Origin of the sequence: Amycolatopsis sp. NPDC089917 (assembly GCF_040684635.1) — a bacterium.
Taxonomy (GTDB): domain Bacteria; phylum Actinomycetota; class Actinomycetes; order Mycobacteriales; family Pseudonocardiaceae; genus Amycolatopsis.
On sequence record NZ_JBFBGL010000041.1, the window covers coordinates 23,931 to 45,152 of the forward strand.

The following is a 21,222-nucleotide window of genomic DNA, read 5'->3' on the forward strand; positions in this document are numbered from 1 at the left end:
TCAGTTCTCCTTGAGCAATGAGAGGGCGTCGGCGGGAACGTCACGTCCGGCCGCCCTGCGTTCGTCGGCGAAATCGGCGAGCATTCTCAGAAGCTCGTCGTCCGCGCGGGTGCCGAGATCCGCGACGGCGGCCAGCGGCACGCCGACGAAGACGCATTTGAGGACGCCGTGGCGCCAGGTGTGGTCGTCCAGGAACCGGGCGAAGGCACCCATCGCGGCGGCGACCAGCCTGATGTCGTTGGCGCGCAAGGCGTCCTCAACAAGCTTGATCCCGGCGTCGGTGACTTCGGCGCCCGGGGACTCCAGCGCCGCGAGGGCCCGCAGGACCCCGCGCCGCTCGGCGTCGTCGCCGAACCGGTAGAGATCGCGCAGTTCCGTGGCCAGCGCGGCGTCGTCGAGGACGTCGGCCAGCACCGTCACGAGCCGGACCCGCGCCCGGTCGTCGACGGTGCCGTGGATCAGCCCCTGCGGATCGGTGTCCGGCCGCAGCGCGGCCCGGCCGACCTCGCGGCCGACCGCCGGGAAGAGCGAGCCGATCATCGACGGCTTCTCCCGGATCCGGCGTTCCGCCTTGGCCGACCACGTCTGCGGCATCGCGGCGGTGAGCGCCTCGAAGGCCCGGCGCGCGGTGTCCGGCGCGGCGTGGCTGTGCCGGGGCAGTTCGACCGCGGCCAGCCCGGTGTAGCCGATCTCCGCCAGCGCGGAGAGTGTCCCGGGCAGGTCCAGATGCCCGTCGCCGAACTCCAGATGCTCGTGGACGCGCGGCAGCATGTCGTCCAGCTGCACGTTCCACAGCAGCGGGCCAGCGAGGCGGACGCATTCGGCCGCGTTGACCGGCTCGACCGCGACGCAGTGCCCGACGTCGAGCGTGACGCCGAACAGCTCCGGCTCGCCGAGCTCCTTGCGCAGGTCCAGGACCTGGCCCAGGTGCTGCACGAGGTGCCCGGGCTCGGGTTCCATCGCCAGCCGCACGTTCAGCCGGTCCGCGTGCTCCAGGACCGCGGCGACGCCGTCACGCAACCGCGACCACGCGACGCCGGTGTCCACTGTAGACACTCCGGACCAGAACGAGACGCAGTCCGCGCCGAGATCCCTGGCGATCCGCAAAGCCCGGGCCAGGAAGTCGACCCGCAGCGCGGGATCGTCCGAAAGCAGCGTCGGCGAGTGCTTGCGCCACGGGTCGAGCAGATACCGCGCGCCCGTCTCGATGACGACCCGGTTCAGGCCGAGCGCGGAAAGCCGGGAAGCCACGTGGTCGACCTGCCGCGCCAGATCGTCGGCGAACGGGTCGAGGTGGTCGTGGTCCAGCGTCAGCGCCACCCCGGTGTACCCGAGGTCGGCGATGATCGCGAGGGCGTCGTCGAGGCGGTGGTTGGAGAACCCGTTGGTGCCGTATCCCAGCGAGAACGTCATGTGGGGCTCACCTTCCTCGACAGCTTGCGGGCGATCGGGAGCGCGGCGGCGACCAGCGCGGCCGCCAGGACCGACCCCTTGGCCGTGACCGCCGCCTGGAGCGGGACCATGCCGTGGATGCCGCTCTTGGTCGCGGAGCGGACGGACTTCGCCGACGGGTCGCGGACGGCGTCCGCCTGGGCCCGGCCGACCAGGCCCGCGTAGCCCGAACCGGCGGCCATCGAGGCCGCGCGATGCCAGCCTCCCCGTGCTGGTCCAGCCAATGCCAACGTTGTCGCCGCACAGCTGGTGGCCAGTGCGGCACGGGCCGTCGCCGGGTTCGCGCCGTGGACCTCCCCGGTGGACAGGGCCGTGACGCCGAGCGTGTGGACGCCCACCGCCGCCGCCGCGGTGGCCGCGAGCCGAGGTTCGTCACCGGCTCCCAGCAGGACGTCGAGCGTGCGGCAGGCCGCCATCGCGACCGGTCCGGCCGGGGTCGGCTTGAGCACGGTGTCGTAGGCCCAGACCGAAGCGGCCAGGGGGACCGCGACCCGCATCGCCCGGCCTCCGCCGCCGAGCGCGGCCAGGCCCAGCCCGGCGGCGGTCAGCGCGGCGCCGGTGGCGAGCGCGGCACTCGCGCTCACCCGCCCGGACGGGATCGGCCGCTCGGGCCGCTCTCGTGCGTCGAGATTCCGGTCCGCCCAGTCGTTGAGGGCCATCCCGGCCCAGTAGAAGGCGACCGAGGACAGCGGCAGCAGCAGTCGGCGCCCGGTCATCTTGAGCCCCGCCGCGGCGGATCCGGCGACCGTGTCACCGAGCACCGTCAGCGCGGCGGGCGCCCGCACCAGTTCTACGTACGCCTTCACAGGGCTCCCGCCCAGGCGACCAGGCGAGCGGTCTGCTCGGCGAAGCGGTGTTCATCGCTGCCCAGCGGGTCCTTGAAGAAGAACCCGAGTTCGGTCAGCGCGCCGCTCTGGCCGCCGGCGTGCGCGGCGGTGACGAAGCGGGCGAGGTCGAGGATCAGCGGCGCCGCGAGCGCGGAGTCGTAGCCGGTCCAGGTGAACTGCAGGCTCATGCGCGCGCCGAGGAAACCCTCGAACGACACGTGGTCCCACGCGGTCTTGATCTCGCCGAGGTCCGGCACGTTGTCGATGTGCAGCGGCGCGGTGACGTCCTCGCCGAGCAGCGCGGCGAGCCCGCGGGCCTTGGATTCCAGCTTGCTGTTCGCGGTCACCGGGTCGGCGAGGGTCTCGCCGTCGCCGCCGCCCAGCAGGTTGGTGCCCGCCCAGGAACGGACCTTCAGCGCCCGCGCGCTGAACATCGGCGCGAGGACGGTGCGAAGCAGGGTCTCGCCGGTCTTGCCGTCGCAACCCGCGTACGGCAGGCCCTCCCGCTCGGCGAGCTTCCGCAGCGCGGGCAGGGTGACCCCGGCAGACGGCGTGAACTCGACGTACGGGCTTCCCGCCTTCAGGGCCGCATAGGCCGACAGGGAACTGGAGGGCAGCACCGCCCGGGCGGGATCGGCCAGCGCCGCTTCCAGCGCGTCGAGGTCGTCGTGTTCGGGCAGGTGGGGGCACGGGGCCTCGGTGGAGGACACGTTCACGACCACGACCCGCGCGAGGTCGTGACGGCCGGCGAAAGCTCGGATGTCCGCGGTGAGCCGGGCGGCCGCGTCGGCCTGGGCGCCCGTATGCGTCGCCGGGTGGTAGCCGTCGCGGATCTCGGCGTCCACCTCGGCCAGCCCGGATCGGACCGCCGAGAACACCGAGTGCCCGAACACGCCGGCGTGGGCCAGCTGTTCGGCGCGCTTCTCCAGCGGGGTGTGCACGATGTCGTGCCCGCCGAGGACGAGATCATCCCAGCCGGGCAACGGAACCCCGGCGAACGCGGGCAGTTCGCTGACACAGCCGCCTCCGCCCGTCACCCCCGCGCGAAGGGCCAGCAGCCCCACCGCGGCGGTGGTGGCGACAGATCCCCTCGCCCCGATCAACCAGATGCCCGTGCGTTCCTGAGCAGGCATTTCCTCCACCTTTCCAAACCCGAGAACCCGACCTCCGATGGTCGGATGTTTCGGATCGAACCAAGTCGCAGTGATAGCCGTCATGCGACTTTCGGCTGGATCTACTTCTCAGTCACTTCCCTTCGGGGCCACGCCGGGTACGGCGGTCCATCGCGCCTCTTCGGACGCGCTGCGCTCGACCGCGTCCAAGACCTGCTGGACCCTCAACCCGTCCTCGAACGACGGCTCGGGATCCGTGCCGTCCCCGATCGCGGTGAGCAGATCGGCGACCTCGTTGGTGAAGGTGTGCTCGTAGCCGAGGAGGTGCCCCGGCGGCCACCAGACCCCGACGTACGGGTGCTCGGGTTCGGTGACCAGGATCCGGCGGAATCCGGCTTCGGTGGCGGGCTGGCCGCCGTCGAAGAAGGACAGTTCGTTCATCGACTCGAAGTCGAACGCGAGGCTCGCCTTCGATCCGTTGATCTCCAGCCGCATCGCGTTCTTGCGGCCCAGCGCGAACCGGGTCGCTTCGAAACTCGCCACCGCCCCGCCGGTGAACCGGCCGAGGAACAGCGCGGTGTCGTCGACGGTGACCTGCCCGGTGCCGCCGTCGCCGTCCGGCCGTTCCTTGACGAAAGTGTTGGTCAGCGCGGAAACCCCGGTGATCTTCTCGCCGGTGACGAACTGGGCGGCGTCGACGATGTGCGCGCCGAGATCGCCCAGCGCGCCCGAACCCGCCTTGTCCTTGTGCAGCCGCCAGGTCATCGGCGCCTGGGCGTCGGACAGCCAGTCCTGCAGGTACACCGACCGCACGTGGCGGATCTCGCCGAGCGCCCCGCTCGCGACCAGTTTCCTGGCGTGCGCGAGCGCGGGCACCCGGCGGTAGTTGAACGCCACCATGGACCGGACGCCGTTCGCCCGCGCCTTCGCCGCCGCCTCGGCCATCGCTTCGGCCTCGGCGAGGGTGTTGGCCAGCGGCTTCTCGCACAGCACGTGCTTCCCGGCTTCGAGCGCGGCGATCGCGATCTCGGCGTGGCTGTCGCCCGGCGTGCAGATGTCGACCAGGTCGACGTCGTCGCGGGCGATCAGGGCGCGCCAGTCCGTCTCGACGTCCTCCCAGCCGAACCGTTCGGCCGCGGCCTTCGCCCGCACCTCGTCACGGCCGCCGAGCACGGCGAGTCGCGGGATCAGCGGTGGCGTGAAGAACCGGTGCACGCTGCGCCACGCGTGCGAATGCACCGCACCCATGAACGCGTGGCCCACCATGCCGATCCCGATCGTTTCCTTTGCCGTGCTCAATACCCCTCCTAAATGCGCGTGCGTGTGTCGGGTACGCGGGTCTTACGAGTCGAAGCCGACGTCCATGTACTTGTCGACGTTCTCCTTGGTGACCACCGCGGAGTACGTGGTGATCTCGGCGGGGATCTCGTGCTCGGCGAAGTCGCCGGCCCCCTTGCCCTGGCCGAGCAGACGCGCGAGCGAGATCGCCGAAGAAGCCATCGACGGGCTGTAGAGCACCGTCGCCTTCAGCGGTTCGGCGTCGGACTTGATCAGGTTCATCGCGTTCTTCGAACCGGCGCCGCCGACCATCAGGAAGTTCTTGCGGTTGGCGTTGTTGATCGCCGCGATGACGCCGACCCCCTGGTCGTCGTCGTGGTTCCAGAGAGCGTCCAATTTGGCCGCCGACTGCAGCAGGTTCGACGTCTGCTTCTCGCCCGACTCCGGGGTGAACTCCGCCGAGACCCGCGGGCCGACCTGGAAACCCTGACGGGCCAAGGCGTCCTTGAAACCCTTGCTGCGTTCCTGGGTCAGCGGCAGCGAATCGATGCCGGCGACCTCGCCGATCACCGGGCTCGCGATGTTCTTCGCCTTCATCTGCTGGGCGATGTAGTTCCCGGCGTTGACGCCCATGCGGTAGTTGTCGCCACCGATCCAGGTGCGGTACGCGAGCGGGGTGTCGAACACGCGGTCCAGGTTGATCACCTGGATGCCGGCGTCCATCGCCTGCTGGCCCACCGCGGTCAGCGCCTTGCCGTCGAACGGCAGGATCACCAGGACGTTGACCTTGGCGTTGATCAGCGTCTCCACCTGGGAGATCTGCTGGTTGACGTCGTTGGTGCCCTCGGTCGCGTTGAGCGTGACCTCACTGAACTTCTGCGCCTGCGCGCGGGCGTTCTTGGTGATGGCCGCCATCCAGCCGTGGTCCGCGGCCGGGGCCGAGAACCCGATGGTGACCGGGGTTCCGGGCTGCGAGTTCGCCCCGGCGTTGGCCACGTTGGCCGCGTTGTTCTGCGCCGGTGCCTCGTTCGAGGTGCACGCGGTCAGCAGCGCACCCGCTCCGACGGCCGCGCCTCCCAGCAGGAAACGGCGGCGGTGCAGGGATTGTTCGGTCATGAGGACTCTCCATCCACGGTGACGGGGGTGACCACTAAGTACTCGTCTTGGTTTTCTTGACGGAGCGGAACTGCAGGAGCGCGGCCAGCACGATGATCACGCCCTTGGCGATGTTCTGGATGTCGGTGTCCAGGTTGTTGAGCGTGAAGATGTTGGACAGCACGGTGAAGATCAGCACGCCGATCAGGGTGCCGATGAGCGAGCCGCGGCCGCCGGTGAGCAGGGTGCCGCCGATGACGACCGCCGCGATGGCGTCGAGTTCGTAGAGCAGGCCGTTGGTCGAGGCGCCCGCGGTGGTGCGGGCGACGACCATCAGCGCGGCGATGCCGCAGCACAGGCCGGCGACGCCGTAGACGAGTGCGGTGTGGCGCTTGACGTTGATGCCCGCCAGCCGTGACGCCTCGGCGTTGCCGCCGACGGCGAAGGTGCGGCGGCCGAACGTGGTGCGGTTCAGCACCACCCAGCCGATGGCGAACACCAGCGCGAACATCCAGATCAGCACCGGGACGCCGAGCAGGTCGCCGCGGAAGAACTCCAGGAAGCCCGCGTCCGACACCACCTGCGTGCGGCGGCCGCTGATGCGTTCCGCGAGCCCGCGGGCCGAGACGTACATCGCCAGTGTCGCGATGAACGGCACTATCTTCCCGTAGGAGATCAGGATCCCGTTGACCAGCCCGCAGCCGAGGCCGACCAGGAGTCCACAAAGGATCATCACCCACGGGCCGTAGGACTGGGTGGCCAAGGTGGTCAGCCAGACGCTGGAGAGCGCCACGATCGACCCGACCGAGAGGTCGATGCCGCCGGCGATGATCACGAACGTCATCCCGACGCTGACCACCCCGATGGCCGCGGCGAGCCGCAGGATCGTGGAGATGTTGCCGTCGGTGAAGAACTGGTCGGGCCGGGTCACCTGGCCGACGACGCACAGGATCACCAGCACACCGGTCAGCCCGAGCAGCCGGGGATCGGCGGTGAACTTGAATCCGTTCTTCTTGGGTGGCACGGTTTCCACGGCGGCTTCCGTGCGCACCGACTCGGCTTGGTCGGTCACGCCGCACTCCCTTCGAGAATCACGTCGAGCACATCCGCCTCTGTCAGCTCCGCAGACGGCTTTTCAGCCAGGACACGTCCTTCACGCAGCACCAGCACCCGGTCGGACAGTCCGAGTACCTCGGGGATCTCGCTGCTGACGAGCACGATCGCGACCCCGGTCGCGGCCAGTTCCTCGATCAGCCGGTACAGCTCGGCCCGCGCGCCGACGTCGACCCCGCGCGTCGGCTCGTCCAGCAGCAGGACCCGGCAGCCGCGGACCAGCCAGCGGGCCAGCACCGCCTTCTGCTGGTTGCCGCCGGACAGCGTGCGGATGATCCGGTGCGGGTCGGCGGGCCGGAGATCGAGACGCCGCAGGCTTTCCCCGGCGTCGTCGAGTTCCCTGCCCCGCTCGGTGAAACCGAACGTCGCGTACTTGCTCAGGCTCGCCAGGGTCACGTTGTGCACGACGGGCAGGTCGAGCAGGAGCCCCTGGCTCTTGCGTTCCTCCGGCGCCAGGCCGATCCCGGCCTTGACCGCCGCGGACACGCTGCCCGGCCGGACCGGTTCGCCGTCGACCGACACCGAACCCGTGTCCTGCTTGCGCGCGCCGAAGATCGTCTCCAGCAGTTCGCTGCGTCCCGAGCCGACGAGGCCCGCGATCCCGAGGACCTCTCCGGCGCGCACGGTGAAGTTCACGTTCTCGAACTCGCCGACGGTGGTCAGGTTCTCCACCTTCAGGACCTCGTTGGCCGGGTCCACGTGCTCCTGGTGACGCGGGCCGAACACGGTCTCGACCTTGCGGCCCGCCATCAGCGCGACGAGGTCGGAGGTCGGCGTCTCCTTGGCGTCGAGGCCGGTGGAGACGGTCTTGCCGTCCTTGAGCACGGTGACGCGGTGGCCGATCCGGCGCAGTTCTTCGAGCCGGTGGGAGATGTAGACGATCGCGACGCCCTCGGCGGTCAGTTCGCCGACGATGCGGAACAGGTTGTCGACCTCTTCGCCCGCCAGCGCCGCGGTGGGCTCGTCCATCACCAGCAGCTTCGCGTCGTACGCGAGCGCCCGCGCCATCGAGACCAGCTGTTGCCCCGCCGCGGACAGCTTGCCGACCTCGGTCGACGGCGTGATCTCGGGATGTCCGAGGCGGGCCATGAGCTTCGCGGCCTTGTTCCGGGACTCGCTGATCCGCGTGAACCCGAACGTCGCGCGCTCGCGGCCGAGGAAGATGTTGTCCGCCACGGAAAGCCCGGGCACCAGGTCGAGTTCCTGGTACATGGTCGCGATGCCGATCTTCAGCGCAGCGACGGGCGACGGCAGTGTCACCGGCTCGCCCTGCCAGAAGATCTCGCCGCCGTCGGGGCGGTGGGCCCCGGCGAGCGTCTTGATCAGCGTGGACTTGCCCGCGCCGTTCTGCCCGAGGAGACAGTGCACCTCGCCGGGTTCGACGTCGAAGTCGACCCCGTCGAGCGCACGGACCCCGGGGAAGGTCTTCACGATCCCCCGGACGGATAGCAGGGTCATGCCGGCGCCTCCTCGGCCGAGTTGGGAACTAGCGTCGGGTCGGCGAAAAGCCGTTCGGTGGCAAGGTGTGCGGCGCCGCGCAGCGCGGCGGTGGTGCCCAGCGGCGACGGCTCGACGCGGCAGCTGGGCTCGTGCCCGAGCGGACGCGCGGACAGTTCGCGGCGCACCGGCTCGACCAGCCATTCGCCCAGTTCGGCGAAGTAGCCGCCGAGCACGACGACGTCCGGGTCGAGGACGTCGACCACGGTGGACACCGCGATGCCGAGCGCGACCCCGAGTTCCGAGACCGCCGCGACGGCGCGCTGGTCACCGCGTCGCACGCGGTGCTTGAGCAGCCCGACCCGGCCGTCGACGCCGAGCGCGGGATCGTGCAGCGGGTCGCCGGGCGACGCGGCGCCGCGCAGTACGGCGTTGAGTCCCGCCTTGGTCTCCAGGCAGCCGACCCGGCCGCAGGGGCACTTTTCGCCCGACGGGTCGACGGCGATGTGCCCGACCTCGCCGGCGAATCCCCTCGCCCCGCGCAGGATCGCGCCGCCGGACACGAGTCCGCCGCCGACGCCGGTCCCGCCGCTGAGGTAGAACAGCTCCCGCACGCCGCGGCCGACCCCGGCGACCGCCTCGCCGACCGCGCCGAGGTTGGCCTCGTTGTCGACGGTGATGGCGTCGGCCGAGACGCCGAGCCGGGCGGCGAGGAGATCGGCGATCTCGGCGTCGCGCCAGCGCAGGGTCGGCGCGAATCGCAGCACCGCGGCGGCCGAGTCGACCAGGCCGGGAACGGACACCGTGACGCCGACCGGCTGCTCGTCGCCCAGCACCTGTCCGGCGAGGAAGGCGAGTTCGTCCATGCTCCGGTGCAGTCCGAGCGCGGCGACGTCGGCGGTCTCGGTGCGTTCGGCGACGACACTGCCTTCGAGGTTCGTGACGACGGCGGCGAAGCGGTCGGGCTCGACACTGAGCGCGAGCCCGCACGCGCTGGCGCCGTTCAGCTCGACCAGCTGGCCGGGCCTGCCGTTGCCGCCGCCTTGGAGTCCGGCGGAGCGGACGAGACCGCGGTCGGTCAGCTCGGTGATCAGCCCGGAGACGGCCGCCTTGGTGAGTCCGCAGCGCGCCGCGAGCTGGGTACGCGAGAGGGGGCCCACGCGCAACGCCCGCAGGAGCACGGCGAGGTTCGAGGTACGTTTTCCCGCCGAGAACCCGTCACCGCCGTTCGCCGTGCGTGGGCTGACCGGGTCGAGCTGCCCGGGTTCCGTGGCGGACACACATCCCTCACTTACAAGTCGGCCGTAACAAACTTTGTTACTTAGCCAGCGAAAGTAGGGTGGCGCCCGTCACTCGTCAAGGTGACAACAGGACAGAAATGTCGACTAAAGCCCGCCATCACCCGAATAGACGTCCAAATCGACGCAGACTTTTGCACTGTTCGAGCGAAAGTCTGTACGATCTTGACGTTACTAATCGGAATCAGGTGGGTGCCCAACGTGGCATGGAGCCGAAGCAAGGACCTCCCGCCGCACGGCCTGTCGTCCGCCTGATCACACGTGTCGTCCGTCTGATCACGCGCGTCGTCCATCCAGTCACGAGAGAAGCCGGATCGCCGCTCACGGCTCCCGCCGCCGCGTCAGCTGCTCAGCGTGAAAGCCCGGTCCGTGGCCGACCAGGCGGCCCCGATGACCCCGGCGGTGTCACCCAGCTCGGACAGCACGATCGGCAGGTTCCCGGTCGCGAGAGGCAGCGACCGCCGATACACCGAGCTGCGGATCTCGGCGAGCAGCTGATGCCCGAGCTGCGCGACGCCGCCGCCGATCACGACCATGCCCGGGTTCACGAAACTCACCAGCGAGGCGACCACCTGGCCGAGCCGCCGTCCGCCGTCGCGGATCAGGTTGACCGCGCCGAAGTCGCCCGACGCCGCCGCGCGGCCGACGTCCTGGGCGGTGATCGCGCCGCGGGCCGCGACGACGTCGGCGAGGTAGGTCGACCGGCCGCTGCGGGCCAGCGTCAAACCGTCGCGGGCCAGCGCGGCGCCGCCGAAGTACGCCTCCAGGCAGCCCGTCTCACCGCAGGCGCAGGTCGGCCCGTAGTCGTCGAGGCGGATGTGCCCGATGTCGCCCGCGGTGCCGGCGACGCCGCGGTACACCTTGCCGCCCAGCACGATCCCGCAGCCGATACCGGTACCGATCTTGACGAACACGAGGTCGTCGATGGAACGGGCGACCCCGGCGTGCCGTTCCCCGAGCGCCATCGAGTTCACGTCGTTGTCGACGGTGACCGGGCAGCGCAGCAGCCCGCCGAGATGGTCGCGCACCGAGAACCGGTCCCAGCCGGGCATTATCGGCGGCGCGACCGCCATGCCCTCGGCGAAACTCACCGGCCCGGGAAGCCCGATGCCGGCGGCGATCAGCTTTCCGGGCGCCTCTTCGCGGATCTTCTCCGCGAGGGCGGTCACGCGTTTGAGGACCGCGTGCGGCCCCTGCCGGACGTCGCAATCCTCGACGGTGTGCACCAGCACCTCGCACGAAGCGTCGGTGAGGGCGACCCCGACCGACGTCGCGCCGACGTCGACGGAGAGCACGCGCAGGTCTCCCGCCAGCCGGACCAGCGTGGACCGCCTGCCGCCCCGGCTCGCCGACGGGCCCGCGGTTTCGACGAGGCCGACCTCGGCGAGGCGCGCGACCTCGGCGCCCACCCGGGCACGCGGCAACTCCAGCCGCTCCCCCAGTTCGACCCGGGACATCGGTCCCTCGTCGCGCAACAGGGTGAGCAACTGGGTCTGGTGCCGGGTTTCGACCATCGGATGCTCCGTGGTGGATGCCGTGCTCATTCCCCCGAGCCTACGGCGTTGTCCACCGAGTGTCCCGAATGCCACGACTCGACTCGCCACGACATTCGGAACCCTCCGCCGCGCGTGGGCGGCAACAAACCCACGCGGCGGCGAAGGTGGGCTAAGCCTGCTTCGCCTCGAACAAAGCGACCGATCCGCGGACGGTGATCCGGTGCTCGGAGAACCGTTTCGCCAGCGCGGTTTCCAGCTGCTCCAGCGAGTCTTCGGCGTTGCTCATGTCGTTGTCCCGGTTCAGCGCTTCCAGCGCCTTGGGCGCCAAGAGCCCGTGCTTCACCCCATGGGAGAGCACAGTGCTGCCGAAAACGCGTCCACCCGGTTCGAGGTGGGGCAGCACATGGTCGAAGACGACCGCCTTCTCGGTGAGATCACCCGGCAGGCAGTGCAGCAGCAGGTTCATCCCCACCGAGTCGAACCGGCTGTCGCCGAGGCCGAGCGGGCGCAGCACGTCGCGGCGGAAGGTCGACGGCCGGTACTTCGCGAGCCGCCGGGACGCCGTGTACAACACGTCCTCGTTGAGATCGACCAGCGTGATCTCCGGCCGCTCAACCGGGAACCTGGTGCGTCGCAGGAAATATCCGGTGCCCGGACCGATGTCGAGATGTCGCTTCCCGACGTTGCGGGCGTAGTGCGCCGCCATCGTCCCGCGCGAACAGTGCCACACCACCGGGCAGACCACCCCGAGGATCCACAGGTCGTAGACGGCGAGCATCTTCCGGCTGTAGCTCTGCACGCCGGCGAGCGCGCGCTCTTCGTGCGCGGTCACCAGCCCGCACGCTCTTCCGCATAGGCCTTGGTCAAGCGCAGGTTGCTCATGCTGTTGTTGGTCAGCACACGACGGAGGTAGTTCCGCGCGTCCTGCACGGTCGTCCCCTCTCCGAGCACGTCCAGCGCGGATGGCTTGATGGTGGCGGTGTGCCGGGTGGTCGCGACGATCCCCTCGGGCGTTTCCGAGAAGTCCCAGTGTCCTGTGTGCCCGTCGAGCAGCTTCGGCAGTTTGATCTGCTTGTAGACGATCCTGCGGTGTGGCAGGCAGATCCGGACCGAACGCGTGCTGTGCCGGTGCGCGCCGTCCGGATCGGCGGTGTCCATGTCGAAGAACTGGATGTTGGGCACCGTCTCTTCGAGCTGGAGCGCCGCGACGTGCGGCATGCGCTCCGGCCACTTGTCGGCCTCGTAAAGGTAGGCGTACGCGTCTTCGATCGACCCGGCGATGAAGAGCGGGTCTTCGAAGGTGATCGTCAACCGGGACAGTTCCTCGCGGTTCTCCGAGACGTTCTGCAACGTGTCGAGGAATCCGACACTACCCTGCCGGATCTTCTCCCGGTGCCGTTCGGCGGCGGCGGCATCCTCTTCGGCCAGCTTGAACTCGTGCACCATCCGCACGAGGGTGCTCTGGTCGTCCCGTTTCTCGAAAACCCATTCCCCGTGCACGTCGGCGAACGGAGCCGCGGCGGGCTCGTGCGCGAAGGCGATTCCGCCCTCTTTGTCCCAACGCCGCATCTTCCAGGTGCGCACCGTCTCGCCGCCGGTCAGCGCCCACTGCTCGACCAGGCTCTCGTCGCCCTTGCGCTCCAGGTATTCGGCGTGAACCGCCGCTGGGTGGTAGTGCGACCAGGTGTCGAGATCGTCGATCAGGCCACGGACCGTTTCGGCCGCTGCCGCGATGACACGACTCTCTTCCACCCGGTGAATTTTCCGAGTCATTGCCCGGTTCCTCCATCCTGTGCCTGCCAGGTCTCTGACCAAGACGATTCTCGGGATCGGGACTGGAGCACGGGTTCACCGCCGGTGGAGGTCGCGCCGCGGATCCTCCAGCGCCGTTCGAACGAGGATGGGGATGGTGTCGGTGAACGAAGGACGAAGACTGCGAGGAGTGGCGATGCGGACCCGGCGACTGGCCGAAGAAACCGTTTCCGACGGTACCTATCTCGAAATCGAACGGTTCTATTCGAGGCACCTGCAACTGCTCGACGCAGGCGAAGCCGAGGCGTGGGCGGAAACCTTCACCGAGGACGGCACCTTCGCGGTGCCCACTCTGCCCGAGCCGACTCGCGGGCGCGCCGCGCTGATCGCCGCAGTCCGGCGCACGAGGGCGGAACTCGCCGAGAAAGGCGAGAAGCACCGCCACTGGCACGGGATGATCACCGTCGACGACCGGCCGGACGGCGCGCTCGACGTCGTCTGCTATGCGCTCGTCTTCGCTTCACCTGAGGGCGGGCCCTCCCGGCTGCACCGGGTCTGCGTCTGCCGCGACGTCTTGGTCCGGGAGGACGGCGCGTTGCGCGTACGGGACCGTTTCGTCACTCGCGACGACCTGGCTTGAGCCGGAAGGAGAACGGGATCCGATGAATCCGGAACGTGTGCCGGTGCTGATCACCGGCGGCAGCACCGTCGGCTTGGCGGCCGCCGCCTTCCTCACCCGGCAAGGCATCCGACCGCTACTGCTGGAACAGCGGGCCGCGTTGTCCGACCATCCGCGGGCGACCTCGATCGGACCGCGCGCCTGGGAAGCGCTGCTCAGCGCCGGGCGGAGCGAGGAGTTCCTCTCGGTCGCGGAACGACGCAGCGAGAGCAAACCGCCGATCAAGGCCAGGAGCATCGCCGAATTCGATCCAGCTGCGGCGGGACCGCCGTCGGACGTATCGAAGTCCTTTGTGGGCTTGATCCGGGACCACACCCCGGCCTTCGACCTCGGCGGCTGCGGACAGCACCAGCTGGATCCCATCCTGATGCGGGTGGTCGAAGCCGGTGGCGGCGAGGTGCGCCGCTCCACCGAGTTGCTTTCCTTCGAGCAGAAGGCGGACCGTGTCATCGCCACCGTACGCGCGGGCGAGGAGACAACCGTGATCGAAGCGGACTATCTCATCGGCGCCGACGGCGCGGAAAGCCGCGTACGCGAGCTGGCCGGGATCGGCCGGGACGGCCGGGGGATCGTGGGTGGCTATCACATCAACGTGTTGTTCCGCGCCGACCTGAGCGAACTGATCGCGAGCAAGGGCTTCTTCTCCCCCAGCATCATCACCCATCCCGACGCGGCGGGGATGCTGATCGCCCTGTCCGAACGGAATCGGTGGTGCTATCACATCATGGTCCCGGAAGACGGCGGCGCGACACCGGCGGACTACACCGAGGAGCGCTGCCGCGAAGTGATCCGGGCCGGTCTGGGAAAACCGGACCAGGAATTGGAAATCCTGAGCACCTCGCCGTGGCGGCCCACCTCATGGCTGGCCGACCGGTTCCGCGAGGGCCGGGTCTTCCTGGCTGGGGATTCCGCTCGCACTCTGCCGCCGGTCGGCGTGTTCGGACTGACCACCGGGATCTGCGACGCCTACAACCTCGCGTGGAAACTCGCCATGGTCCTCCGGGGCGAGGCGGGCGAAGGATTGCTCGACTCCTACGACGCCGAACGCCGTCCGCGTTCGGTGTTCCTCACCGAGCAGGTGCTCTTGCGCATGCGGCATCCCGATCTCCACTGGGGCAAGGGAACCGCGGAGGATCGTGCGGCGGCGGGAATCGCGGAACATTCCATCGCGCACCTGTGCGACGTGTACCGGTCGGCGGCGATCGTCGAGCCACGCACCGAACCGCTGTCCGGGACCGACGCCGGCGCCAACCTCGACGGTTCGCCGGGAACCCGCGTACCGCATCTCGAACTGGACCACGAGGGCATTCGCCTCTCCACTGTGGACCTGGCCCGGGAGCGCTTCACCCTGCTCACGGGTCAGGACGGGACTGCCTGGACGGAGGCCGCGAGCACGGTGGCGAAGGCGACCGGTGTCGCGATCGCCGCGTTCGTCCTCGACACGGGCGGGATCTGGGAACGCAAGGCGGGCATCGGCCCGTCGGGCGCCCTGCTGGTGCGCCCCGACGGCCAGGTCGCTTGGCGCGTGACCGGCGACGCCGAGTCGCCCGAAGCCGTCCTCGAAACCGCGGTCCGGCAGATCGCCGCTCTGCGCTGACCCCAGAAGAGCGTGAAGGACTCCTTCCCTGGCCTGAGCCGAGGGAAGGAGTCCTTCACGTGCCTATCGCGTACAACCCGGTCTCGGGGTCAGGCGGCGGCGGACTCCCGTCGTCGCCGGGCTTCGGCCCGGACGAGGATCACGGACGGGATCAGCACGATCGCGGTGACCCCGACGATCCACCAATGGGTGTAGGCGATGGCCGCCGCCGCTCCGGCAGCCGTCCCGGGGGCGGAGGTGGCCAGCTGGAAGGCGACGATCACGGTGAGGATCGAGGTCCCGAAGGAGCCGCCGATCCGCTGGAGCATGTTGAAGATGGGCATCGCGTGGGAGATCTGTTCCTTCGGCACCATGATCAGCCCGGTGGCCAGTGCCGGCGTCGTGGTCAGGCCGATGCCGATACCGCGGACGACCTGCACCGCCGAAAGCCACCAGTAGCTGTCGGTTTCGGTGATCATCGCCAGCGGAACCGTGCCGATGATCGTGACGATCAGCCCGGCGAAGATCACCCGCGCGCCGCCGATCTTGTCGGTCAGCCTGCCGGCCAGCGGCAATGCCGCCACCGTGCCCAGCGCCAGCGGCGCGGTGAGCAGACCGGTGTCGACGAGGCTTTCGTGCCGAACGTCCAGGTAGTACAGCGGCAGCACGATCATCGCGCCGAACAGCGCGATGCCCATGCAGAAGATGACCACGGCGGCTGAAGAGAACGCGCTGTCGCGGAACAAACGCAAATTCAGCAGGGGATGGCTCGACCTCAGCGCGTTGACGACGAACGCCGTGAGCAGGATCACGCCGGCGATCGTCGGGATCAGCTGCATCGCCCCGGCTTGGCCACCGGACTCGCCGAACTCCGCGACACCGTACACCAGTAGCGGCAGGCCGACCATGGCCAGCAGCAGCCCCGGCCAGTCCAGCGGCTGCTCACCGGTCGGGGTCTGCCGCGGCAGCCACTTCCAGCCCAGCAGCAGGCTGATCACCGAGATCGGCACGTTCACCAGGAACAGCCACGGCCAGCCGAGCCCCTCGGTGAGCATGCTGCCGAACAGCGTGCCGAGCACTGGGGCCAGGTAGATCGGGATGCTGAGCACGCTCATCATCCGGCCGAGCCGCTTCGGGCCCGCCGCCACCGCGAACAAGATCTGCCCGGCGGGCACCAGCAGGCCGCCCGTGACGCCCTGCAGAACACGGAAGACGATCAGCATCTCGATCGACGTCGCCATCGCGCTGAGCGCGGAGAACACCGCGAACAGGCCGACACACACCAGCCAGAGCTTGGTCGCGCCGTATCGCCTGCTGGCCCAGCCGCTCACCGGCACCATCGCGGCGAGCGCGATGAGGTAGCCGGTGGCGATCCACTGGACCGTGCCGAGCGGGGCGTTCAGCTTTTCGCTGACCGTGCCCAGCGCCACGTTGACCACGGTCGACGTGAACATGGACATGACCCCGCCCAGGGTCAAGATCGAAGCCATTCCCCAGAGCGCAGGCGTGATGCGCTCGTCGTCAGGGGCCTCCACCGGGGCCATCTTCGTCATCGGGATCCAAACCTTAGCACCATTAAGAACTTAGCGATGCTAATATTGGCTGGACCGGCTTCGGGTTGTCAAGCCGGACATCCACCGGCGAAGGTTGTGCCCATGGTCGTTAGACGCGATGGCTACGTACGTGCCGCGCTCGAGCTCCTCGACGAGGTCGGGCTGGACGGGCTGAGCCTGCGCAAACTCGGGGAGAAACTCGGTGTACAGGGCCCGGCCCTGTACACGCATTTCAAGAGCAAGCAGGCGTTGCTGGATCAAATGGCCGAGACCATGCTGGACGATCGACTGGCTCCGCTGGACGACCCCGCCACCATGACCGACTGGGCCGAATGGCTCGCCGAACGCGCCCGCACCATCCGCCGGACACTGTTGTCCTATCGGGACGGCGCCCGTCTGCACGCGGGCTCCCGGCCCACCGAACAGTCCTCGATGACCCCATTGATCAAACCGTTGCTGGAAGCCGGTTTCCCGGAACAGGACGCCGTCTACGCGATACTGACGGTGAGCCGGTACACCCTCGGCTGCGCGATCGACGAGCAGCAGCACGTCGGGGACGAGGGCGGGATCGAGCACCAGGAAGATCCGGCCGCCTCCTTCGAATTCGGCCTGCAGCTGCTGATCTCCGGGCTCCGGCGCTCGACCCCGTGACGGAGGAGTCCGGTCAGGACTCCGTGGTCTCCTTCACCTCTGTCAGGAATGCGACGCTCTCCCCCGTCAGGTCCCGGCGCACCCGGCGCCGGGCCTGCTCGACGGGCTCGGCCGACGGTTCGATGATCGCCAGTTGCGTCGCGTGCACGATCGTGCCCTCGGGCGTGGGTACACACTCCCAGTGCCCTGCGCGCAGACCGAGGCCGTCCGCCGGGGCCAGCTGCTTCCAGACCACCTTCCGCTTCTCCGCCAGGGAAAGCCGCGCGGACCGGCTCGCACCGGCCGCGGTCTCCAGTTCGACGAACCGCACGTCCGCCTCCGAGCGGACGACGTCCGAACGCTGGACACCGGGAAGCCGCTCCGCCCAGGCGCCGGCGTCCTCCAGGATGGTGAAGATCGTGTCGGCGTCCGCCGCGATGAACATTTTGTCCACAAAGGACAACATACGGCGCTCGACGTCCACTTGGCGCTCGGCGCATTCACGCAGCCGCGCCACCTGGACCTCTCCCCGTCCGGCGAACATCGCCGCGACCTTCTCCTTCGACACTCCCTCTCCGACCTCGAACTCGTGGTCGGATTCGACCCTGGTCCCGCCGCCGGGCAGCTCGACGCAGGTCCACGAACCGCTGAGCCGCGTCACCTCGCCGACGGACCCTTGCTGAGTGAAGTCCATCCGCAGCCTTGCCGGGTCGAGACGGCGGCTGGACACCCAGGTCCGGATCGTCTCGTCCGCGGTGACGCCCCAGTAGCGGACGATGTCCTCGGTCCCGTCCCCGGCCAGCCGTTCGGTGTGCAGGATCCACGGGAACAGCCACGGCCAGGTGTGCAGATCGGTCAGCAGGTCGTAGACCACCTTGGCGGGCGAGTCGATCTCCGCCCGCACCAGCGCGTGCTCGCCGCTCACGAGGCCACCGTCGCCACGACCATGTGCAGGTACGCGTTCACCGGGCGGACCTCCTCGACCCGCAGCCCGGCCATCGAGACGAGCTTGAGCAGCCCGTCCTGGGTGTGCTTCTTGCCGCCGACGTTCAGCAGCAGCAACAGGTCCATCGCGGTGGTGAACCGCGATTCGGGGCTGCCGTCGATGAGGTTCTCCACGATCACGATGCGCGCGCCCGGTTTCGCGGCGACGGCGAGATTCCGCAGGGTGTCGACGGTGCTGTCGTCATCCCATTCCAGGACGTTCTTGAGCAGATACAGATCCGCGGGCACGCCGACCTTGCGACGGCAGTCGCCCGCCACCAGTTCGGCGCGGGCGGCGAGCGCGCCACCCTCGTCCAGCCTCGGATCGGCGTTCGCCACCACCTCGGGCAGATCGAACAGCACCCCGCGGACATGGGGAGCGGACTCCAGCAGGGTCGCGAGCACCTGCCCCTGTCCGCCCGCGATGTCGACCACGGTCTCGACGCCGGACAGGTCCAGTGTCTCGGCGAGACGCCGGGCCGACAACCTGCTCGCCTGGGTCATCGCCTTGTCGAACACCTCGGCCGATTCGGGGGCATCGGCGTGGAGGTAGTCGAAGAAGTCCTTGCCGTGCAAGGACTGGAAGACGTTCTCCCCGGAGAGGATCGCCTCGTCGAGACGCGCCCACAGCTCCCAGGTCCACGGTTCGGTGGCCCACAGGGTCATGTACCGCAGGCTGTTCGGGTGATCGTCGCGAAGCAACCGGGAGACGTCGGTGTGGGCGAACCATCCGTCGCCGCGGTCGTCGAAGATGCCGTGGCACGCGAGCGCCCGCAGGAGCCGGTTGAGCGCCTCCGGGTCGGCTTTCACCACCTTGGCGAGATCGTCGACCGGGGCCGGCTCGTCGCCGAGGGCGTCGGCGACTCCGATCTTGGCGGCGGCGCGGATCGACGCCGCCCACGCGGCGCTGAGGGCCATCTCCCGCAACTGCCGCACGGCGGGGGGAACTGTGCTGGTCATTAGGACCGCCTTTCGCGGTATGGACGGGAAAACGGGTCAGCGGACACCGGCGGCGCTGTTCTCGCGCACGACGGTGAACGGAGCGGGTTCGGCCGTCGCGTGCGCCATGATCTGCTTGACGCCATCGAGGAACTCGTTGCCGCTGATCGCCTTCTTGTGCAGCTCGGCGCTTTCCCATTCGGCCGTCTCGACGTAGATCCGTGAGTCACGGGCCGAGTGGTAGAGCCGGTGCTTGCGGAAACCGGGCTGCGCCGACATGTACTTGTTGATGTCACCCAGGATCCGCTGGAACTCGGCGTGGTCGCCGGTCACGGTGAAACGGTTGATGAAGTGGAACATCGCTCTCCTTCTCTCGGTTTCTCGAGTTCAACTGGCAAGGAACCGGTCTCGCAGTGCGCGCCGGGGGATCTTTCCGTTGGGCGAGCGGGGAATCTCCGATACCGGCCGTAGTTCGTGCAGCCGTTCGTATTCGGCGACCTGGACGTTGACGAACCGGAGGAGTTCGTCCTCCTCGACGGGTTCGGCGAGGACCGCGATTCCGCAGGCGACCGCGCCGTGGAGGTCGTCCGGCCGGTCGAAGACCACACAGTCCGTGACGGCGGGATGGCTTTTCAGCACCCGCTCGATCTCAGTGGGCGCGACCAGCCAGTTGTCGCATTTGAAGACGTCCTTGATCCGGTCCACCACGAACAGATGGCCCTCGTCGTCGAACCGGCCGATATCACCGGTCGCGAACCAGTCACCCGGCGCCAGGTCGGGGCCGCCGAGGTAGCCCTTCATCAGCTGTGGCCCGCGGACCTGGATCTCCCCCTTCTCTCCCGGCCCGAGCACCGATCCAGTGTCGACATGGACCACCCGGCACTCCGTACCCGGCACGGGCACCCCGGACGATCCGGGCTTCGGCAGGTCCGGATCCCCGAGGGTGACCGACGGCGATGTCTCCGCGAGCCCGTAGCCCTGCATCGCGGGGACGCCGAACCGCGCGGAAAGCGTCTCGGCGGCCGCGGGCGGGAGTGCCGAGCCACCGCACAGGATCGCGCGCAGGGTCGGCACCTTCAGGCCCGGCAGCCGCGGATCGCCGGCGAGCTGGGACAACCGGATCGGCAGGCTGTAGAAGTGCGTCGCACCGGCCTCGGCGGCGAACCGGACCGCTTCGACCGGATCCTTCCCTGGGAAGAGGACGTGCGTCGCTCCCGCCGCGATCCCGGTGGTCAGGTGCATCGGGTGGAAAGTCGGCAGGAAGTTGAACAGCACCGAGGTGCCGGAAAGCCGGTTCCCGTACGCGGTCTGTGCCGCGTTCACGGTCAGGTTCCGATGGGTCAGCCGTACGGTCTTGGGCGGGCCGGTGGTGCCGCTCGTGAACTGGAGCGCGGCCACCTCGCCCACCGTGACCTCGGGCAACCTGAAGCCCGCTGCGATCAGTTCGTCCATTGTGGACAAAGATGCCCCTTCGGCGTCCAGTTCGGCGTCACGGTGGGTCAGCACGATCCGCCGCACCGCCGGGAAACCCGACCGCAGGGCGGCCAGCCGCCGGTACACCGGGGGAGTCACGACGACGGTGGTCGCACCGGATCGGGCCAGTGAGCCAGCCAGCCGATCGTCCGGCAGTAGCGGGTTCACGATCGCGCTCACCCGCCCCGCCCGGGAAATCCCCAGATAGGCCACGGCGAAGGCGAGATCGAGGCCGACGGCCAGCGCGACGGTTTCCCCGGCGTCCACCCCCGGCTCGCACAACGCGGCGGCGAAAGAGGTCACCCGCCGGTCCAGCTCTCCGTATGTGACGGCGGCGTCCGGCGATCGCAGGGCGATGTGTTCCGGCGCCGTTTTCGCCGCCCGGGCAAGGAGATCGTCGATCCTCGGCCCGCAGGTGAGTGAGCCGAGGGCATCCAGGCCCGGGCCCGAAACCGTCCGATCGCCCGTTTTCTCCACACCCGCCGCCATGGCCGTCCTTCCGCCGGTTTCCGTTCGCGGATTCCAGGC

The 21,222-nt window shown here is 69.2% G+C and carries 19 protein-coding genes; 3 read left to right on the forward strand and 16 right to left on the reverse strand.

The genetic code is table 11. The annotated features are described in order from the left end of the window. From AB0N89_RS27065 to AB0N89_RS27115, 11 genes are all read right to left on the reverse strand, one after another. Positions 1–1,413, reverse strand: a complete 1,413-nt coding sequence (locus AB0N89_RS27065; RefSeq protein ID WP_364209579.1) for an EboA domain-containing protein — start codon at positions 1,411–1,413, stop codon at positions 1–3. After that, positions 1,410–2,258: an SCO3242 family prenyltransferase gene (locus tag AB0N89_RS27070; protein WP_364209582.1), complete on the reverse strand. Its 849-nt coding sequence runs from the start codon at positions 2,256–2,258 to the stop codon at positions 1,410–1,412. The genes AB0N89_RS27065 and AB0N89_RS27070 overlap by 4 nt, the downstream gene beginning before the upstream one ends. Continuing rightward, on the reverse strand, positions 2,255–3,412 hold the full coding sequence (locus tag AB0N89_RS27075) for an inositol-3-phosphate synthase (protein ID WP_364209585.1): 1,158 nt from the start codon (positions 3,410–3,412) through the stop codon (positions 2,255–2,257). The genes AB0N89_RS27070 and AB0N89_RS27075 overlap by 4 nt, the downstream gene beginning before the upstream one ends. A gap of 108 nt (positions 3,413–3,520) precedes the next feature. Next, complete coding sequence (locus AB0N89_RS27080) at positions 3,521–4,690, reverse strand: Gfo/Idh/MocA family oxidoreductase (protein ID WP_364209588.1); 1,170 nt, start codon at positions 4,688–4,690, stop codon at positions 3,521–3,523. 42 nt (positions 4,691–4,732) lie between these two features. Beyond that, on the reverse strand, positions 4,733–5,785 hold the full coding sequence (locus tag AB0N89_RS27085; protein ID WP_364209591.1) for a substrate-binding domain-containing protein: 1,053 nt from the start codon (positions 5,783–5,785) through the stop codon (positions 4,733–4,735). A gap of 34 nt (positions 5,786–5,819) precedes the next feature. Further along, positions 5,820–6,836, reverse strand: a complete 1,017-nt coding sequence (locus tag AB0N89_RS27090) for an ABC transporter permease (RefSeq protein WP_364209594.1) — start codon at positions 6,834–6,836, stop codon at positions 5,820–5,822. Continuing rightward, positions 6,833–8,335, reverse strand: coding sequence for a sugar ABC transporter ATP-binding protein (locus AB0N89_RS27095; protein ID WP_364209597.1), 1,503 nt, complete (start codon positions 8,333–8,335; stop codon positions 6,833–6,835). The genes AB0N89_RS27090 and AB0N89_RS27095 overlap by 4 nt, the downstream gene beginning before the upstream one ends. Further along, on the reverse strand, positions 8,332–9,594 hold the full coding sequence (locus AB0N89_RS27100) for an ROK family transcriptional regulator (RefSeq protein WP_364209599.1): 1,263 nt from the start codon (positions 9,592–9,594) through the stop codon (positions 8,332–8,334). Before AB0N89_RS27100 ends, AB0N89_RS27095 begins: the two co-directional genes overlap by 4 nt. A gap of 359 nt (positions 9,595–9,953) precedes the next feature. Then, positions 9,954–11,156, reverse strand: coding sequence for an ROK family transcriptional regulator (locus tag AB0N89_RS27105; RefSeq protein WP_191258179.1), 1,203 nt, complete (start codon positions 11,154–11,156; stop codon positions 9,954–9,956). A 121-nt stretch (positions 11,157–11,277) separates the two neighbouring features. Further along, on the reverse strand, positions 11,278–11,940 hold the full coding sequence (locus AB0N89_RS27110) for a class I SAM-dependent methyltransferase (protein WP_364209602.1): 663 nt from the start codon (positions 11,938–11,940) through the stop codon (positions 11,278–11,280). Next, positions 11,937–12,860: an SRPBCC family protein gene (locus AB0N89_RS27115; protein ID WP_364209605.1), complete on the reverse strand. Its 924-nt coding sequence runs from the start codon at positions 12,858–12,860 to the stop codon at positions 11,937–11,939. The genes AB0N89_RS27110 and AB0N89_RS27115 overlap by 4 nt, the downstream gene beginning before the upstream one ends. A 196-nt stretch (positions 12,861–13,056) precedes the next feature. On the opposite strand from AB0N89_RS27115, the gene AB0N89_RS27120 reads away from it, so the two are divergent. Further along, positions 13,057–13,500 carry a nuclear transport factor 2 family protein gene (locus AB0N89_RS27120; protein ID WP_364209608.1) on the forward strand — a complete coding sequence of 148 codons (444 nt, stop codon included), beginning with the start codon at positions 13,057–13,059 and terminating at the stop codon, positions 13,498–13,500. Positions 13,501–13,522: 22 nt separating this feature from the next. Next, entirely contained in the window at positions 13,523–15,136 is a 1,614-nt protein-coding gene (locus tag AB0N89_RS27125; protein ID WP_364209611.1) for an FAD-dependent monooxygenase, read from the forward strand. Between the two features lie 89 nt (positions 15,137–15,225). Here AB0N89_RS27125 and AB0N89_RS27130 read toward each other — a convergent pair whose 3' ends face one another. Then, positions 15,226–16,668, reverse strand: coding sequence for a DHA2 family efflux MFS transporter permease subunit (locus AB0N89_RS27130; RefSeq protein ID WP_364209614.1), 1,443 nt, complete (start codon positions 16,666–16,668; stop codon positions 15,226–15,228). A 102-nt stretch (positions 16,669–16,770) separates the two neighbouring features. On the opposite strand from AB0N89_RS27130, the gene AB0N89_RS27135 reads away from it, so the two are divergent. Further along, on the forward strand, positions 16,771–17,319 hold the full coding sequence (locus tag AB0N89_RS27135; protein WP_364209617.1) for a TetR/AcrR family transcriptional regulator C-terminal domain-containing protein: 549 nt from the start codon (positions 16,771–16,773) through the stop codon (positions 17,317–17,319). Positions 17,320–17,332: 13 nt separating this feature from the next. On the opposite strand, the gene AB0N89_RS27140 is transcribed toward AB0N89_RS27135, so the two are convergent. From AB0N89_RS27140 to AB0N89_RS27155, 4 genes are read right to left on the reverse strand one after another with little or no spacing between them, the layout of a single operon-like run. Further along, positions 17,333–18,223 (reverse strand): SRPBCC family protein, encoded by an 891-nt coding sequence (locus AB0N89_RS27140; RefSeq protein WP_364209620.1) that lies wholly within the window; start codon positions 18,221–18,223, stop codon positions 17,333–17,335. Then, complete coding sequence (locus tag AB0N89_RS27145) at positions 18,220–19,242, reverse strand: methyltransferase (protein ID WP_364209622.1); 1,023 nt, start codon at positions 19,240–19,242, stop codon at positions 18,220–18,222. The genes AB0N89_RS27140 and AB0N89_RS27145 overlap by 4 nt, the downstream gene beginning before the upstream one ends. A 36-nt stretch (positions 19,243–19,278) precedes the next feature. Beyond that, entirely contained in the window at positions 19,279–19,581 is a 303-nt protein-coding gene (locus AB0N89_RS27150; RefSeq protein ID WP_364209625.1) for an antibiotic biosynthesis monooxygenase family protein, read from the reverse strand. Positions 19,582–19,608: 27 nt separating this feature from the next. Further along, the gene (locus AB0N89_RS27155; RefSeq protein WP_364209628.1) at positions 19,609–21,183 is read right to left on the reverse strand and encodes a class I adenylate-forming enzyme family protein; all 1,575 of its coding nucleotides are present in this window, start codon (positions 21,181–21,183) and stop codon (positions 19,609–19,611) included. Positions 21,184–21,222 lie beyond the last annotated feature (39 nt).

Excerpts from the sequence above, each read along its gene's own strand:
- AB0N89_RS27120 (WP_364209608.1), top strand. The coding sequence starts at position 13,057 with ATGCGGACCCGGCGACTGGCCGAAGAAACCGTTTCCGACGGTACCTAT.
- AB0N89_RS27125 (WP_364209611.1), top strand. The coding sequence starts at position 13,523 with ATGAATCCGGAACGTGTGCCGGTGCTGATCACCGGCGGCAGCACCGTC.
- AB0N89_RS27075 (WP_364209585.1), bottom strand. The coding sequence starts at position 3,412 with ATGCCTGCTCAGGAACGCACGGGCATCTGGTTGATCGGGGCGAGGGGA.
- AB0N89_RS27105 (WP_191258179.1), bottom strand. The coding sequence starts at position 11,156 with ATGAGCACGGCATCCACCACGGAGCATCCGATGGTCGAAACCCGGCAC.
- AB0N89_RS27150 (WP_364209625.1), bottom strand. The coding sequence starts at position 19,581 with ATGTTCCACTTCATCAACCGTTTCACCGTGACCGGCGACCACGCCGAG.
- AB0N89_RS27145 (WP_364209622.1), bottom strand. The coding sequence starts at position 19,242 with ATGACCAGCACAGTTCCCCCCGCCGTGCGGCAGTTGCGGGAGATGGCC.
- AB0N89_RS27135 (WP_364209617.1), top strand. The coding sequence starts at position 16,771 with ATGGTCGTTAGACGCGATGGCTACGTACGTGCCGCGCTCGAGCTCCTC.
- AB0N89_RS27065 (WP_364209579.1), bottom strand. The coding sequence starts at position 1,413 with ATGACGTTCTCGCTGGGATACGGCACCAACGGGTTCTCCAACCACCGC.
- AB0N89_RS27130 (WP_364209614.1), bottom strand. The coding sequence starts at position 16,668 with ATGACGAAGATGGCCCCGGTGGAGGCCCCTGACGACGAGCGCATCACG.
- AB0N89_RS27085 (WP_364209591.1), bottom strand. The coding sequence starts at position 5,785 with ATGACCGAACAATCCCTGCACCGCCGCCGTTTCCTGCTGGGAGGCGCG.
- AB0N89_RS27095 (WP_364209597.1), bottom strand. The coding sequence starts at position 8,335 with ATGACCCTGCTATCCGTCCGGGGGATCGTGAAGACCTTCCCCGGGGTC.
- AB0N89_RS27155 (WP_364209628.1), bottom strand. The coding sequence starts at position 21,183 with ATGGCGGCGGGTGTGGAGAAAACGGGCGATCGGACGGTTTCGGGCCCG.